Consider the following 16,142-nt stretch of genomic DNA (forward strand, 5'->3'; position numbering starts at 1 on the left):
TCTAAAAAGAGATTCCCGTAAAAACGAGAATATATTTATTCTTTAACACGTTCTTGATACGTTCCTTTAGTCGTTTCGACTTTAATTTTATCACCTTCGTTGATAAAAAGTGGTACATTTACAATAGCTCCAGATTCAACCGTTGCTGGTTTTGTAGCATTTGTCGCCGTATTTCCTTTTACACCAGGTTCGGTATGAGTAACCTCTAGAATTACACTTGCAGGCATATCCACAGATAATGGCATTTCATCTTCAGAATTGATAATAATCGTAACGACTTCACCTTCTTTCATTAATTCAGGTGCATCTAAAGCACTTTTTTCTAAGGTAATTTGAGAATAATCTTCTTGATTCATAAAGTGAAACGTTTCACCTTCTTTATATAAATATTGAAATTTATGTGTTTCAACTCTTACATCATCAATTTTTCTTCCTGAAGGAAAGGTGTTATCAACGACTTTCCCATTGGTTACACTTTTTAATTTTGTTCTTACAAAAGCAGGTCCTTTTCCTGGTTTTACATGTAAAAATTCAACAACTTTATAAATATCGTTGTTGTATCTCATACATAATCCGTTTTTAATATCTGATGTTGTAGCCATTGTATTTATTATATTTGATATAAAGTTTACAGCCTTTTAACAGGCGTATAAACTTTTTTAATTAGTTTTGATTATTTTTAAGCGTACTATGATTGATTTTAATTTGATTTAAAATATCCTTTCATAATTCCACGATGCGAATCTTTTATAAATTGAATAATTTCATCACGTTCAGAGGTTGCTTCCATTTCAGCTTCAATAATATCAATTGCTTGTGAATTATTATAGTTTTGTTGAAATAATATTCTAAAGATATCTTGAATTTCTCTAATTTTTTCGATGGAATATCCTCTTCTACGCAGTCCTACGGAATTTATTCCTACATATGATAAAGGTTCACGTGCTGCTTTTACATAAGGTGGCACATCTTTACGAACTAAAGAACCTCCTGTTACAAAAGCGTGGCTTCCTATCGATGCGAATTGATGTACTGCTACCATTCCTGCTAATACGACATTATCTCCGACAGTTACATGTCCTGCTAAGGTGGTATTATTAGAAAAAATACAATTATCTCCCACCAAGCAATCGTGAGCAATATGACAATATGCCATTATTAAACAATTATCTCCAATAACTGTTTTCATTCTATCGGAAGTCCCTCGATTGATGGTAACACATTCTCTGATAGTTACATTATCACCAATAACAACGGTTGTTTCTTCGTCATCAAATTTTAAATCTTGTGGTATTGCCGATATTACAGCACCTGGAAAAATTCTACAATTTTTACCTATACGCGCTCCTTCCATGATAGTAACATTAGAACCTATCCAAGTTCCTGAACCGATTTCAACATTAGAATGTATGGTTGTAAAAGGTTCGATGACTACATTTCTAGCAATTTTTGCTTGTGGATGTACGTATGCCAGTGGTTGATTCATAAAGTTTTATTTTTTTGCTATTTGTGCCATTAATTCGGCCTCTACAACCACTTTGTTATTTGCATATCCGTATGCTTTCATATGACAGATTCCTCTTCTAATAGGCGTTATCAAATCACATTTAAAAGTTAATGTATCGCCAGGAAGCACTTTTTGTTTAAATTTAACGTTATCCATTTTCATAAAATACGTTAAATAATTTTCAGGATCTGGTACGGTATTTAAGACTAAAACGCCTCCACATTGTGCCATGGCTTCTACTTGTAAAACGCCAGGCATTACAGGTGCTCCAGGGAAATGACCCGTAAAAAAAGGTTCATTCATGGTTACATTTTTCATTCCTACAACATGCGTATCAGATAATTCTAAAATACGATCAATCAATAAAAATGGTGGTCTGTGTGGTAAGATTTCCATTATTTTATGAATATCCATCAATGGTGGTTTATTCAAATCATATTGAGGAACATTGTTTCGTCTTTCTAATTTGATAATTTTCGCTAATTTTTTAGCAAACATGGTATTTATCAGATGTCCAGGTTTATTGGCGATAATTTTTCCTTTTATACGGATACCAACTAAGGCTAAATCTCCTATAACGTCTAATAATTTATGACGTGCAGCTTCATTTTTCCAGTGTAATTCTAAGTTATTTAAAATTCCGTTAGATTGTATTTTTATTTCTTCTTTATTAAAGGCTTTTTTTAATTTTTCAGTGGTATTTGCTGATAATTCTTTATCAACATATACGATTGCGTTATTCAAATCGCCCCCTTTAATTAAATTATTATCGAGTAACATCTCAATTTCGTGTAAGAAACTAAAGGTTCTTGCTTCAGATATTTCTTCTTTAAAATCGGAGATTGTATTTAAGGTTGCATTTTGTGTTCCTAAAACTTGCGTACCAAAATCTACCATAGTAGTTACTTGATACTCATCGGCAGGCATTAAAATAATTTCACTTCCTGTTTCTTCGTCTTTATAGCTGATAATTTCTTTAACCTCGTATTCTACGATTTCGGCATCTTGGGTAACAATTCCTGCTTCTTCGAGTGCTTTCACAAAATATTTTGAAGAGCCGTCCATAATTGGAGGTTCTGAAGCGTTCAATTCGATAATTAGGTTATCTACTTCCAAACCGACAGCGGCAGCTAAAACGTGTTCTGAAGTTTGAATTTGCACGTCTTTATACTCAAAATTTGTACCTCTCTGGGTATTGGTTACGTATTCTGCTTTCGCTTGAATTTTTGGCGAACCTTCTAAATCTACCCTAACAAAGGCGTATCCATGATTTACGGGTGCAGGTTTTAAAACCATTGTTACTTCATTTCCTGTATGCAATCCTACACCAGTTAATGTAATTTCGTTCTGTATTGTTTTTTGTTGCTTACTCATTTTTTATTTTTTGAGCATTTAACTCTTTTTCTATTTTATCTATTTTTGATGCTAATTTTGGTAAATTTTTAAAGTAAACGTATGATTTATTGTAATCATTATATGCAAAAGCGGGTGTTCCTTGTACGACATCGTTATTTTTGATGCTTTTTCCGATACCCGATTGTGCCTGTATGCGTACATTATTACCAATGGTAATATGCCCTACAATTCCTACTTGTCCACCAATCATGCAATTTTCGCCAATTTTAGTAGAACCAGCAACGCCTGTTTGCGAAGCGATTACGGTATTTTTACCGATTTCCACATTATGTGCAATTTGTATTTGATTATCGAGCTTTACGCCTTTTCTGATAATTGTTGCTCCTAGCGTTGCTCTATCAATCGTTGAATTAGAGCCGATATCTACATAATCTTCAATAATTACATTTCCTATTTGCGGTATTGTTTTGTACTCTCCTGTTTCTGTGGGTGCAAAACCGAATCCATCAGAACCGATAACACAACCTGAGTGAATCGTACAATTTTGACCGATTATCGTTTCAGAATATATTTTTACACCTGCAAAAATGGTGGTATTATCACCAATTTCAGTATTATCACCAATATAGCAATTTGGATAAATTTTAACATTTTCACCAATATTGACATTTTCACCGATATACGCGTATGCACCGATATATTCTTGATCGCCAATAATAGCAGATTCATGAATAAAGTGCGGATTTTCACGTCCTTGTTTATTATTTTTTACTTCATTATAGAATGCTAATAATTTGGTAAAAGATTGATAGGCATCGGTAACTTTTATTAAGGTTGCTTGAATTTCTTTTAAAGGTTCAAAGCTTTTATTAACAATAACTACGGATGCTTTTGTGTCATATATATAGGAATTATATTTCGAATTCGATAAAAAACTTAAAGACCCTTGTGAGCCTTCTTCAATTTTAGAGAGTTTGGAAACCGTTATTTCAGGATTCCCTACGACTTCCCCTTCTAAAATGCCTGCGATTTGTTCTGCTGTAAATTTCATTGAATGCAAAAGTAATATTTTTTGTTTAATTACTTCTTATTAGCGTTGTTTATCAATTAAACTAAATTATTTTTTTAGGATAACACAGGTAATATTTAAGTACGGGTTTCGATAATGCTTTCAAATTTAGTTGATTTGACGCTTTTTCGATATCCTTTAATTTTCTTTTTTTGGTGTATATTTTTATGGGGATTTCGGTATTATACGCCAGATGTGTTATTTTTTTTGAGAAAACAAAATAGGTTGTTATTGCTTTTTTATTTTCTTCTATGTTTTGTGCTATATTTTGTTTTATGTTTTCTTGTGTATTTTCTTGTGTATTTTTTAGTTTTAAAAATTTCGATTCAACTTTTGACACTACTTTTTCTTGAATTTTTTGTATATATTTTTCTTTAAAAGGCGTGTCTTGAATTTCAATTTTCAATAATTTTCGATGGATAATCATTTTTGCCAAAGACGAAAGTACAAAATCGGAATGATGTACCCATTCTTTTATGGCAGTCATTACGTCATAATCGTCTAATTCCGCAAAAATAGGCAAGGTTTCTTTTGAAAAATTTTCTTCGGATATTTTATGGTATAAAAAATAATGTAACGCCCTACTCGCAGGAATTTCTATACCTTTTTCAGCTAATTCCTTGGCTCTTTTCAGGACATTTACCAGCGTATTTTCGGCAACCAAACAGGTTTTATGCAAATACACTTGCCAATACATAAAGCGTCTTGCAATAATGAATTGTTCCACCGAATAAATACCTTTTTGTTCGATAACTAATTCATCATTTACGACATTCATCATGGTAATTAAGCGGTCGGAAGAAATATTTCCTTCGGTAACTCCTGTATAAAAACTATCTCTTTTCAGATAATCTAACCGATCAATATCTACTTGACTTGAAATTAATTGATATAAAAATTTCCGAGGATGTTTACCTTCAAAAATTTCGATGGCAAGACTTAATTTCCCATCAAATTCTTCATTTAAAGCGTTCATAAATTTCAAGGATATTTCCTCATGAGAAATCCCGCTGACAATACTATGTTCTAAGGCGTGTGAAAAAGCACCGTGTCCAATATCGTGCAATAAAATGGCGATATACAACGCATTTGCTTCTTTATCAGAAATAGCAATATCTTTATTTCTTAAAACCCGCACCGCTTTTTGCATCAAATACATGCAACCAATTGCGTGATGAAAACGCGTATGATTCGCTCCTGGATACACCATATTCGACAATCCCATTTGTGAGACTCTTCGCAATCGTTGAAAATAACGATGCTCAATAATATCAAAAATTAAAGAATTCGGAATGCTTATAAATCCGTAAATAGGATCATTTATAATCTTTAACTTGTTTGATTTTTGCTTGTTCAAAATAATAGAAATGCTTGAGTTTCTACAAAATAATCATAATTAATCTACAAAACCAAATTAACAAAAGCTTTATTAACGTATTTTTAGCTTTTTCAGATACAACAATTCCATTTTTAAGCGTTATTTTTAAGATAAAAACAAAAATCAGCAATTATAAAAATAAAAAAAGATATTTATGAGCAACATACAAATACTTTGGGTTGATGACGAAATTGATTTATTAAAACCTCATATTTTATTTTTAGAGAAAAAAAATTATAGCGTAACCACAGCAACCAACGGTGCAGATGCTATTGATTTAGTGAATGAACAAAATTTTGATATTGTTTTTTTAGATGAAAATATGCCAGGAATAACGGGTTTAGAAACACTTTCATTGATTAAACAAAAAAATGCCAATCTTCCTGTGGTGATGATTACCAAAAGTGAAGAAGAATATATTATGGAAGAAGCAATCGGTTCTAAAATTGCCGATTATTTAATAAAACCTGTCAATCCGAATCAAATATTATTGAGCTTGAAAAAAAGCTTAGAACACACACATTTAATTTCCAAAAAAACAACGTCTAATTATCAGCAAGAATTTCGCAAAATTTCTATGGATTTAGCCATGGTTAATTCCTACGAAGAATGGAGTGATTTCTATAAAAAATTAGTGCATTGGGAATTAGAACTCGAAAATATTAACGATACAGGAATGTTGGCAATTCTAGAATCTCAAAAAGCAGAAGCCAACGCACAGTTTTTTAAATTTATCAAAAAAAATTACCAAGAATCGCTTACAGGATATAACAATCCTACGTTTTCTCACACATTATTTAAAGATTTCGTAGTACCGCAACTTCCTAAAAAAGAGAATGAAAAGCAGGAAGAAAAAAGTAATAAAGATAATAAAAAAGGCGTTTTATTAGTCGTTATTGATAATCTTCGCTACGATCAATATCGAGTTTTAGAACCTTTTATCAACAGATATTACAAAAAAGAACACGAAAATACGTATTATAGTATTTTGCCCACCGCTACGCAATATGCTCGAAATGCTATTTTTTCAGGATTGATGCCTTTAGAAATGGAACAAAAACATCGCAATTTATGGAAAAATGACACCGATGAAGGCGGAAAAAATTTATACGAACCCGATTTTTTAAACGCTCAAATTAAAAGATTAGGCTTAAAGATTAAGCATCAATATTATAAAATTGTGTCGCTTAAAAGCGGAAAAGAACTCGCCGATAATTACAACGGTACCAAACAAAATGATTTAACCGTTGTTGTCTATAATTTTGTTGATATGATATCGCATGCCAAAACAGAAATGGAAGTGATTAAAGAACTCGCTGGTGATGATAAAGCATATCGTTCTTTAACAGTTAGTTGGTTTAAAAACTCTCCGTTGTTTGAAATTATTCAAAAAGCGCAAAAATTAGGACAAAAACTAATTATAACCACCGATCACGGTACGATTAACGTTAAAAATCCGACCAAAGTTATTGGTGATAAAAACATCAGTGCTAATTTGCGGTATAAAACAGGACGAAGTTTAAGTTATCAAGAAAAAGATGTCTTTGCAGTTAAAAATCCTAAAGATATTTTTTTACCAAGTATTGCTATTAATAGTCCGTTTATTTTCGCTAAAGAAGATTTATTTTTTGCCTATCCGAACAATTATAATCATTTTGTGAAGTATTTTAAAAATACCTATCAACACGGCGGAATTTCACTTGAAGAAATGATTATTCCCTGCGTTACCTATACCCCTAAATAAACTAATTATTTAGATAATATTTTCGTTAATTTTCATCTGAAAAAAAAATAGTGGCAAAAAATGATACTATTTTGACGTTACAAAAATTTTTGGAATAAAATTTAAACAGGCTCTAAATAATAGATACTATTTAAGTGTTTACTATTTTTGCCTTTATCTATCTATATTAATTATATATTTTTTATCAATATTTTTTATGAACATCAATTATTCTTTAACCGATTTACCAGAAATAGCCAAAAACATCCTTGAAAAAGCACCACACAAAGTACTGCTTTTTCAAGGAGATATGGGCGTAGGAAAAACAACCTTAATCAAAGAAATTTGTAAAACTTTAGGCGTTATTGATATCGCACATTCGCCTACTTTTTCGTTGGTAAATCAGTACGAAGCTCAAAATAATACGCCTGTTTATCATTTTGATTTTTATCGAATTGAATCCGAAGAAGAAGCATACGATATGGGAATTGAAGAATATTTATACAGCAATAATTGGTGCTTAATTGAATGGCCAGAAAATGTTAAAAATTTACTACCTTTAGAGGCAGTTACTATCAAAATTGTTCTTTTAGAAAATGGACAACGAAATATTCAATTTAACACTGAAAATTAACTACAAACTCTTTAATTCAACAAAAAAACTAATAAAACTAACTAAAAAATACTTAAAATGAGTCTTATATCACCTTTTACCAAGGATGAGTTAATGCCACAACCTGAAATGCTTGAAATAAAAAAGCAAAAAGGCGAATTGTTTATCGGCTTGCCTAAAGAAACTCATTTTGAAGAAAAACGAATTTGTTTAACCCCTGACGCTGTAACAGCTTTAGTGGCTCAAGGACATCGTGTTGTGATTGAAACAGGTGCTGGAGATGGTGCTAATTATAGCGATCATTTATATTCTGAAGCGGGTGCAAAAATCGCCTATGATATTAAAGAAGCCTTTGCCTGTGCCATTGTTTTAAAAGTAGCACCTCCTTCTTTAGAGGAAATTAAAATGTTGCATCCGCAAGCGGTTTTAATCTCTACGTTGCAATTAAAAACACGTACTAAAAAATATTTTGAAGCACTTGCTCAAAAACGAATCACTGCCATTGCTTTTGATTATATGAAAGACGAACAAGGATTGCATCCTATTTTGAAATCATTAAGTGAAATTGCAGGAATTGCATCGATACATATTGCTTCGGAATTAATGACTACTTCCAACAATGGTAACGGACTCTTATTAGGAAATATTAGTGGTGTTCCACCTACAAATGTTGTTATTTTAGGAGCAGGTACTGTTGGTGAATTTGCAGCTCGTTCCGCAATTGGATTAGGTGCAAGAGTTAAAGTTTTTGATAATTCTATCAGCAAACTCAGGGATTTACAACACAGTGTGCAATCGCCTATTTATACCTCAACGATTCAACCAAAAAGTTTAAAAAAAGCCTTAATGCGATGCGATGTCGTAATTAGTGCTATCCGAGGAAAAGACCGCTCGCCTATCGTTGCCACAGAAAGTATGGTCGAACAAATGAAAGACGGTGCTGTTATTGTCGATGTCAGTATTGACCGTGGCGGATGTTTTGAAACCTCAAAAATAACCACACACAGTAAACCAACTTTTACAAAACATGGCGTAATCCATTATTGTGTACCTAATATTCCTTCGAGATATGCCCGTACCGCATCGGTTTCTATTAGTAATATTTTTATGCCGTATTTATTAAATATTGCTGAAGAAGGTGGCTTTGAAAATACCGCTCGCTACCATAAAAGTTTGCGAAATAGTATGTATATCTATCATGGAATTTTAACAAACAGAACCGTAGCAGATTGGTTCGATTTACCCTATAGAGATATTAATTTATTCATTTTATAAGCGCTTTTTTGCTTACTTTTGCCGTTACAAAATTTCACTATGCAATTATTAAAACGTTTTGGTTATTATTCTATTGGATTAATTTTTGGTTCTTTAGTCGTATTATTTATTTGGAAAGGAAAAGATGTTTCTTTTGATTACGGAATGGATGCTCGTACCTTAAAAACAATCCGAATTAGAAAGCGTTTATTTTCTGATACAGCAAAACAAGTGTTAAAAACTTCGCATATCGATTCAATAACAATTGCGACTATTTTAAAAAATGGGAATGTTAATTTTGGGAAAAGTAAACCTCGTTTAGAACATTGTCCTGAATATTTTATCACAGGAAAAGACAGTCTAAAAAATATTGATTTATATGTAATTCGATGTGATTCGACAAGTACTATTGATGAAATAATAATACGCTAATTTAGATTTGAATCAATATCAAAATTATAAAAAACGCAAGACTTTAAAAATCTTGCGTTTTTTTATGCTCTTAAATCATCAGATTGAAATAAATTTTTAATTTGCGATTTCGCTAGTGAATTTAATACGCATTAAACGTAATTCATCTTCATCATAATCGCCATCAAATTCATCTAAAGCATCTTGAATTTTATCAGTATCAGATTCCATAAAATAATCATGAATCTCCTCTTGCTGATCTTCATCTAATAAATCTTCAACAGCGTAATCGATATTTAATTTTGTTCCTGAAAATACAATGGCTTCCATTTCTTTAATCAGCTCGTGCATTGCCAATCCTTTCGATTTTGAAATATCTTCTAGTGGTAATTTTCTATCGGTATTTTGAATGATAAATAATTTTAAACCCGAATTTACGCCCGTACTTTTCACAATTAAATCATCAGGACGCATAATATCATTTTCAGCGACATAACTTGTGATAAGCTTTACAAAATCTTTTCCAAATTTTCTAGATTTCCCTTCTCCAACCCCATGAACTTTCGATAATTCTTCTAAATTCATTGGATATTTCAATGCCATATCATCTAAAGAAGGATCTTGAAAGACAGCAAATGGAGGTACACCTAAGCGTTTCCCTACACTTTTACGTAAATCTTTAAGCATGCTAACCAGCTTTGTATCAATACTATTTCCGATAGATTTGCTAGTTGCAATAATAATTCCCGCATCATCTGTGGCATATACATGATTTTCGGTCATCATAAATGACTTCGGATTTTCAATAAACTGTTTTCCTTTTTCTGTTAATTTTAAAACACCGTATTGTTCAATTTCTTTTTTGATTAAATCGACCACTAATACTTGACGAATTAACGCCATCCAATAATGATTGTCTTTCTCTTTTCCGATTCCGAAAAAAGGTTGTGCCGTCGTTTTATGTGATTTCAACAAAGCATTTTCAGCACCAATAATCGTATTCACGATTTCTTTAGGCTTATACATTTCATTGGTATCTCTAATAATCGATAACAATGTTTTCACTTCCTCTTTGGCTTCGTGTTGTTTCTTTGGAGTTCTCATATTATCATCTAACATGGCTCCTTCTCCGTTTATTTCATCAAATTCTTCTCCAAAATAATGAAGAATATATTTACGTCTATTCATCGAAGTTTCGGCATATCCAACAACTTCTTGTAAAAGCGCATGTCCGACTTCCTGTTCGGCAACAGGTTTGTTCGCCATGAATTTCTCCAACTTCTCAATATCTTTATAAGAATAAAAAGTTAAACAATAGCCTTCACCGCCATCACGTCCAGCTCTTCCTGTTTCTTGATAATAACTTTCTAAACTTTTTGGAATATCATGATGAATTACATACCGAACATCAGGTTTATCAATTCCCATTCCAAAAGCGATTGTTGCTACGATTACATCACAATCTTCCATCAAAAACATATCTTGATGTCTGGCTCTTTTTTTGGCGTCTAATCCTGCGTGATACGGAAGTGCATTAATCCCATTTACTTGTAAAACTTGTGCGATTTCTTCTACTTTTTTACGACTTAAACAGTATATAATTCCTGTTTTTCCAAGTCGTTTTTTAATAAAACGGATAATATCTTTTTCAATATCTTTCGTTTTTGGACGTACTTCATAAAACAAATTAGGTCTGTTAAAAGATGCTTTAAAAACATTTGCATCGCTCATTCCTAAGGTTTTCAAAATATCTTCTTGTACTTTTTCAGTAGCTGTAGCGGTTAAACCAATAATTGGCACATTATCGATTTGTTTAATAATGTTGCGTAAATTTCTGTATTCTGGTCTAAAATCGTGTCCCCATTCGGAGATACAATGTGCTTCATCAATAGCTACGAAGGAAATATTTTGTCCTCTTAAAAAAGTAGCATATTCTTCTTTTACTAACGATTCGGGCGCTACATATAATAATTTTGTAATTCCTGATTCAATATCTGCTTTTACCTGAGCTATCTCCGATTTATTTAAAGAAGAATTTAACACGTGTGCAATTCCGTGTTGTTCCGAAATTCCTCGAATAGCATCTACTTGATTTTTCATCAAGGCTATTAAGGGTGATACTACAATTGCCGTACCTTCTTTCATCAATGCTGGCAACTGATAGCAAAGTGATTTCCCACCTCCAGTGGGCATTATTACAAATGTATTTTCGTTATTTAATATACTTTTTACAACTGATTCTTGCAGACCTTTAAATTGGTTAAAACCAAAAATCTTCTTTAATGATCCGTATAACTCCGATTCCTCTATATTCATCCTCTAATATCAAAAAATTAAAAACATAAACCAATTTACAAAAAAACTTTATACAAACTAATGTAAATTTTATTTTTATTAAAAAGTTTTCTTCTTAAATATTCCTATTTTTACATTTTAAAAATTACTTAAAACTTTTTTAACTTGAAAGACGCAAATGCAATTCTCTCAACAGCAAAAGAAACCATACTTTTAGAAAGTAATGCTATCGCTAATTTAGCAAATTTATTAGATAGTTCGTTTATTGATGCTGTAAATTTTATATTCAATTCAAAAGGTCGTGTTGTGGTTACTGGAATTGGTAAAAGTGCCAACATTGCTAGTAAAATGGTCGCTACTTTTAATTCGACAGGGACACCTTCTCTTTTTATGCACGCTGCCGATGCCATTCATGGCGATTTAGGAAGTGTACAAAAAGACGATGTTGTTATTTGTTTATCAAAAAGTGGAAATACGCCAGAAATTAAAGTATTAGTTCCTTTGATTCAAAAATCAAACAATAAATTAATTGCGATTACAGGAAATCCTGAATCTTTTTTAGCAAAAAATGCTGATTTTTCACTAAATTCTTTTGTAACAAAAGAAGCTTGTCCTAACAATTTAGCACCAACCTCAAGTACGACAGCACAATTAGTTTTAGGTGATGCTTTAGCAGTTTGTTTGTTAAAACTTCGAGGATTTACCAGTAGCGATTTCGCTAAATATCATCCAGGAGGTGCTTTAGGAAAACGACTCTATTTACGAGTTTCCGATTTGATAAAAAACAATCAAGTACCCAAAGTATTTGCTTCGGATAAAATTACCAAAGTAATTATTGAAATATCAGAAAAAAGACTTGGCGTAACTGCTGTTGTTGATGATAATGACCAATTAATTGGAATTATTACCGATGGCGATATCCGTAGAATGCTTAGTAAAACAACTAAAATTGATGAACTAACCGCCAATGATATTATGAGTAAAAACCCTAAAACAATCAACGTAAATGCCATGGCAGTCGAAGCTTTGGAAGCTTTGGAAAACAATAGCATTACGCAAATTTTAGTAACTGCCGATAATTCAGCTAAAAACACAATAAATAGTAATAATAATAACGATAATTATGTTGGTGTCGTACACTTACATGATTTGATTAAAGAAGGTATCTTTTAATATGGCTGAAAAAGAAATGTCGTTTTTAGACCATCTTGAGGAATTAAGATGGCATTTAGTAAGAGCTTTTGCTTCAATTTTTATTGTTGCAATTCTTATTTTCGCAAATATAAATTTCGTTTTTAATGAAATTTTATTAGCCCATTTAAAACCCGATTTTACAACATATCAATTTTTCTGTAAGGTATTTACAAGCATCGGTATTGATAGCAATTTTTGTACTATCAGTTTTAAACAAACATTACAGGCATTAAATCCTACGCAACAATTAATGACAGGGATTTGGTCGTCTTTAATTTTAGGTTTTGTAGTTTCATTTCCGTATATATTATGGGAGTTTTGGCGTTTTGTAGCCCCTGGTTTACACAGTTCAGAAATAAAAAAATCAAAAGGATTTATTTTTATCGCTTCTTTATTATTTTTCTTAGGAATCTTATTTAGTTATTACGTTATTTTACCAATGTCGGTATATTTCTTTTACAATTTTGAAATATCGAGTGCTATTGAAAATAATTTTAAACTAGAAGCTTATATCAGCTTAATAACCAATACATTAATAGGAGTTGCTGTGTTTTTTGAATTGCCTGTTATTATTTATTTCCTAACAAAAGTAGGATTGATAACTCCTGAATTTTTACGAAAATATCGTAAACATGCGCTCGTTGTAGTTTTGGTATTATCAGCAATAATAACACCGCCAGATATTGCGAGTCAAATAATTGTTTCCGTACCGATTATGATACTTTATGAAGTAAGTATCTATGTATCAAAATTTATCTTAAAAAAAGAACAGAAAAATGTCTCAAAAAGTCCAAGAGTTTAACGACTATCGAGCTAAAATGAATGATAAAATTTTAGCAAGTGATAATAAAATAATCAAACGAATTTTTAATTTAGATACCAACGCTTTTAAAGAAGGACATCTTCCTGAAAAAACAAAAGAATTACTTGGTTTAGTAGCCTCAGCGGTTTTACGTTGCGATGATTGTATCGCATATCACTTAGAAACAGCCTATAAAAATGGCGTGACCAAAGAAGAAATGATGGAAACAATGAGTATTGCAACGCTTGTTGGTGGTACTATTTTAATCCCGCATTTGCGTAAAGCCGTAGAATTTTGGGAAGCTTTAGAAGAAAATAAAGAACTATAATTCCAATTTTTAGCATTATTTATAGCGTTTTATGCTCTATAAATAATGCCAAAAATTATCAATTGATTACCCATAAAATGAAATTAAGAGCAGATAACATACAAAAACTATACGGTAAACGAAAAGTTGTAAAAGGAATTTCCTTAGAAGTAGAACAAGGTGAAATTATCGGACTTCTTGGTCCTAACGGTGCTGGAAAAACAACTTCTTTTTATATGATTGTCGGCATGATAAAACCCAACGATGGTCGTATTTTTTTAGATGATGAGGAAATTACAGAAGATGCCATGTATAAACGTGCTCAAAAAGGAATTGGCTATTTAGCACAAGAAGCCTCTGTTTTTAGAAAATTATCGGTAGAAGATAATATCATGGCGGTTTTGGAATTTACTGACCGAAATAAATCGGAAAGAAAACAACGTTTAGAAGAATTAATTGATGAATTTAGTTTAGGACACGTTCGTAAAAATCGGGGTGATTTACTCTCTGGAGGAGAACGCCGTAGAACAGAAATTGCACGTTGCCTTGCCTCCGATCCTAAATTTATTTTATTAGATGAACCTTTTGCTGGAGTCGATCCAATTGCTGTGGAAGATATTCAAGGAATTGTTGCGAAGTTAAAAACCAAAAATATTGGAATTTTAATTACCGATCACGATGTACAAGCAACACTCGCTATTACCGATAGAACCTATTTAATGTACAACGGAGGGATTTTAAAAGAAGGAACTCCCGAGGAATTAGCCGAAGATGAAACCGTACGTCGTGTGTATTTAGGAAAAGATTTTGAACTTAAAAAGAAGAAATTTTAAAAGAATTTAATCAAAAATCACAAAAAAAACCAATTTGTCTATTTTTTATAATTAATTTTTTCAAGAAAACTCCTTTGCTACATTTGCCTTGTATAAACATCCATAAAATAATACAAGTACAATGAATAGAGAAGCATTATTAGATTTAGCAAACAAGTACGGTTCGCCACTTTATGTATATGATACTGAAAAAATAATTGAGCAGTATAAAAATATGACCACTGCTTTTTCTAAAGTTAAGAACTTAAAAATAAATTATGCCGTAAAAGCATTGTCTAACATCAATATTTTAAAAGTTTTTAAAACACTAAATAGTGGCTTAGATACCGTTTCTATTCAAGAAGTGAAACTTGGTTTACTTGCTGGATTTAATCCAAAAGATATTATTTATACACCAAACGGTGTATCATTACACGAAATTGAAGAAGTTGCAAAACTAGGTATTCAAATTAATATTGATAATTTATCAATACTAGAATTATTTGGACAGAAACACCCTAAAACACCTGTTTGTATTCGTATCAATCCGCATATTATGGCGGGCGGAAATAGCAATATTTCTGTAGGACATATTGACTCTAAATTTGGAATTTCAATTCATCAAGTACCCCATATAAAAAGAGTTGTTGAAAATACAGGAATGCGAATTAATGGAATTCACATGCACACAGGTTCTGATATTTTAGATATTGATACTTTTATACGTGCTTCAGATATTTTATTTGATGTTGCAAAACAGTTTAAAAATATTGATTTTATTGACTTCGGAAGTGGTTTCAAAGTTCCTTATAAATCTGATGATATTTCTACAGATATTGTTGAATTAGGTGCTAAATTATCCGATAGATTTAATAAATTCTGTAAAGAATATGGGAAAAATATTACATTAATGTTTGAACCTGGAAAATTTTTAGTCAGTGAATCTGGTTATTTTTTAGCCAAAGTAAATGTTATCAAACAAACAACATCTACTGTTTTTGCTGGTATTGATAGCGGAATGAATCATTTAATTCGTCCGATGCTTTATAATTCATATCATCATATTGAAAATTTATCAAACCCAAAAGGAAGAGCTCGTTTTTATAGCATTGTCGGCTATATTTGTGAAACCGATACATTTGGTTCTAACAGAAGAATTAATGAAATATCCGAAGAAGATATTTTATGTTTTAGCAATGCAGGTGCGTATTGTTATTCTATGGCATCGAATTATAATTCAAGATATAAGCCTGCCGAAGTAATGATTTACAAAGGAAAAGATTACTTAATTAGAAAAAGAGAAACTATCGACGATATTCTTAGAAATCAAGAAAATATTAAAATTGATTAGAATATAGACGACACACATTAGAGCAGACAATATATAGGGGCAGACACACAGGTCTGCCCCTACATGTTTC

The 16,142-nt window shown here is 31.6% G+C and carries 15 protein-coding genes; 9 read left to right on the plus strand and 6 right to left on the minus strand.

Translation table 11 applies throughout. The annotated features are described in order from the left end of the window. Nucleotides 1–35 precede the first annotated feature (35 nt). The 5 genes from efp to L0U77_RS06645 all read right to left on the minus strand — a co-directional run bounded on the left by efp (nt 36) and on the right by L0U77_RS06645 (nt 5,289). Nucleotides 36–602, minus strand: a complete 567-nt coding sequence (gene efp / locus L0U77_RS06625) for an elongation factor P (RefSeq protein ID WP_233898946.1) — start codon at nt 600–602, stop codon at nt 36–38. Between the two features lie 98 nt (nt 603–700). Continuing rightward, nucleotides 701–1,486, minus strand: coding sequence for an acyl-ACP--UDP-N-acetylglucosamine O-acyltransferase (lpxA, locus tag L0U77_RS06630; RefSeq protein ID WP_101917389.1), 786 nt, complete (start codon nt 1,484–1,486; stop codon nt 701–703). A 6-nt stretch (nt 1,487–1,492) separates the two neighbouring features. Next, nucleotides 1,493–2,881 (minus strand): bifunctional UDP-3-O-[3-hydroxymyristoyl] N-acetylglucosamine deacetylase/3-hydroxyacyl-ACP dehydratase, encoded by a 1,389-nt coding sequence (locus L0U77_RS06635; protein WP_233900915.1) that lies wholly within the window; start codon nt 2,879–2,881, stop codon nt 1,493–1,495. Further along, nucleotides 2,874–3,914: a UDP-3-O-(3-hydroxymyristoyl)glucosamine N-acyltransferase gene (gene lpxD, locus L0U77_RS06640; protein ID WP_101917392.1), complete on the minus strand. Its 1,041-nt coding sequence runs from the start codon at nt 3,912–3,914 to the stop codon at nt 2,874–2,876. Before lpxD ends, L0U77_RS06635 begins: the two co-directional genes overlap by 8 nt. Nucleotides 3,915–3,975: 61 nt before the next feature. Further along, nucleotides 3,976–5,289, minus strand: a complete 1,314-nt coding sequence (locus L0U77_RS06645; RefSeq protein WP_233897279.1) for an HD domain-containing protein — start codon at nt 5,287–5,289, stop codon at nt 3,976–3,978. A 175-nt stretch (nt 5,290–5,464) separates the two neighbouring features. Between L0U77_RS06645 and porX the strand changes: the two genes are divergently transcribed. The 4 genes from porX to L0U77_RS06665 all read left to right on the plus strand — a co-directional run bounded on the left by porX (nt 5,465) and on the right by L0U77_RS06665 (nt 9,332). After that, entirely contained in the window at nt 5,465–7,054 is a 1,590-nt protein-coding gene (porX, locus tag L0U77_RS06650) for a T9SS response regulator signal transducer PorX (RefSeq protein ID WP_233897278.1), read from the plus strand. 196 nt (nt 7,055–7,250) lie between these two features. Next, nucleotides 7,251–7,667 (plus strand): tRNA (adenosine(37)-N6)-threonylcarbamoyltransferase complex ATPase subunit type 1 TsaE, encoded by a 417-nt coding sequence (gene tsaE / locus L0U77_RS06655; protein ID WP_101917398.1) that lies wholly within the window; start codon nt 7,251–7,253, stop codon nt 7,665–7,667. Nucleotides 7,668–7,724: 57 nt separating this feature from the next. After that, nucleotides 7,725–8,921 (plus strand): alanine dehydrogenase, encoded by a 1,197-nt coding sequence (locus L0U77_RS06660; protein WP_233885219.1) that lies wholly within the window; start codon nt 7,725–7,727, stop codon nt 8,919–8,921. A gap of 39 nt (nt 8,922–8,960) precedes the next feature. Next, entirely contained in the window at nt 8,961–9,332 is a 372-nt protein-coding gene (locus tag L0U77_RS06665; RefSeq protein ID WP_233897276.1) for a DUF4258 domain-containing protein, read from the plus strand. A gap of 96 nt (nt 9,333–9,428) precedes the next feature. Here the strand turns inward: L0U77_RS06665 and L0U77_RS06670 are convergent, their stop codons facing one another. Next, a complete protein-coding gene (locus tag L0U77_RS06670) occupies nt 9,429–11,627 on the minus strand; it encodes an ATP-dependent DNA helicase RecQ (RefSeq protein WP_233897275.1) in 2,199 nt (732 codons plus the stop codon). A 144-nt stretch (nt 11,628–11,771) separates the two neighbouring features. Between L0U77_RS06670 and L0U77_RS06675 the strand changes: the two genes are divergently transcribed. The 5 genes from L0U77_RS06675 to lysA all read left to right on the plus strand — a co-directional run bounded on the left by L0U77_RS06675 (nt 11,772) and on the right by lysA (nt 16,072). After that, nucleotides 11,772–12,779 carry a KpsF/GutQ family sugar-phosphate isomerase gene (locus tag L0U77_RS06675; RefSeq protein ID WP_193700151.1) on the plus strand — a complete coding sequence of 336 codons (1,008 nt, stop codon included), beginning with the start codon at nt 11,772–11,774 and terminating at the stop codon, nt 12,777–12,779. Between the two features lies 1 nt (nt 12,780). Next, nucleotides 12,781–13,602 (plus strand): twin-arginine translocase subunit TatC, encoded by an 822-nt coding sequence (gene tatC / locus L0U77_RS06680; protein WP_233885212.1) that lies wholly within the window; start codon nt 12,781–12,783, stop codon nt 13,600–13,602. After that, nucleotides 13,577–13,930, plus strand: a complete 354-nt coding sequence (locus L0U77_RS06685; RefSeq protein ID WP_101917408.1) for a carboxymuconolactone decarboxylase family protein — start codon at nt 13,577–13,579, stop codon at nt 13,928–13,930. Before tatC ends, L0U77_RS06685 begins: the two co-directional genes overlap by 26 nt. A 77-nt stretch (nt 13,931–14,007) precedes the next feature. Beyond that, nucleotides 14,008–14,742, plus strand: coding sequence for an LPS export ABC transporter ATP-binding protein (gene lptB / locus L0U77_RS06690; RefSeq protein ID WP_101917410.1), 735 nt, complete (start codon nt 14,008–14,010; stop codon nt 14,740–14,742). 121 nt (nt 14,743–14,863) lie between these two features. Beyond that, nucleotides 14,864–16,072: a diaminopimelate decarboxylase gene (gene lysA / locus L0U77_RS06695; protein WP_233900916.1), complete on the plus strand. Its 1,209-nt coding sequence runs from the start codon at nt 14,864–14,866 to the stop codon at nt 16,070–16,072. The last annotated feature ends 70 nt before the right edge of the window (nt 16,073–16,142 follow it).

The sequence above is a fragment of the Tenacibaculum piscium genome (genome assembly GCF_021390715.1).
Taxonomy (GTDB): Bacteria; Bacteroidota; Bacteroidia; order Flavobacteriales; family Flavobacteriaceae; genus Polaribacter; species Polaribacter piscius.

Coding starts and splice junctions, on each gene's coding strand:
- L0U77_RS06635 (WP_233900915.1), bottom strand. CDS start 2,881: ATGAGTAAGCAACAAAAAACAATACAGAACGAAATTACATTAACTGGT.
- L0U77_RS06685 (WP_101917408.1), top strand. CDS start 13,577: ATGTCTCAAAAAGTCCAAGAGTTTAACGACTATCGAGCTAAAATGAAT.
- porX (WP_233897278.1), top strand. CDS start 5,465: ATGAGCAACATACAAATACTTTGGGTTGATGACGAAATTGATTTATTA.
- efp (WP_233898946.1), bottom strand. CDS start 602: ATGGCTACAACATCAGATATTAAAAACGGATTATGTATGAGATACAAC.
- lpxA (WP_101917389.1), bottom strand. CDS start 1,486: ATGAATCAACCACTGGCATACGTACATCCACAAGCAAAAATTGCTAGA.
- tatC (WP_233885212.1), top strand. CDS start 12,781: ATGGCTGAAAAAGAAATGTCGTTTTTAGACCATCTTGAGGAATTAAGA.
- lptB (WP_101917410.1), top strand. CDS start 14,008: ATGAAATTAAGAGCAGATAACATACAAAAACTATACGGTAAACGAAAA.
- lysA (WP_233900916.1), top strand. CDS start 14,864: ATGAATAGAGAAGCATTATTAGATTTAGCAAACAAGTACGGTTCGCCA.
- L0U77_RS06670 (WP_233897275.1), bottom strand. CDS start 11,627: ATGAATATAGAGGAATCGGAGTTATACGGATCATTAAAGAAGATTTTT.
- tsaE (WP_101917398.1), top strand. CDS start 7,251: ATGAACATCAATTATTCTTTAACCGATTTACCAGAAATAGCCAAAAAC.
- L0U77_RS06665 (WP_233897276.1), top strand. CDS start 8,961: ATGCAATTATTAAAACGTTTTGGTTATTATTCTATTGGATTAATTTTT.
- L0U77_RS06660 (WP_233885219.1), top strand. CDS start 7,725: ATGAGTCTTATATCACCTTTTACCAAGGATGAGTTAATGCCACAACCT.
- lpxD (WP_101917392.1), bottom strand. CDS start 3,914: ATGAAATTTACAGCAGAACAAATCGCAGGCATTTTAGAAGGGGAAGTC.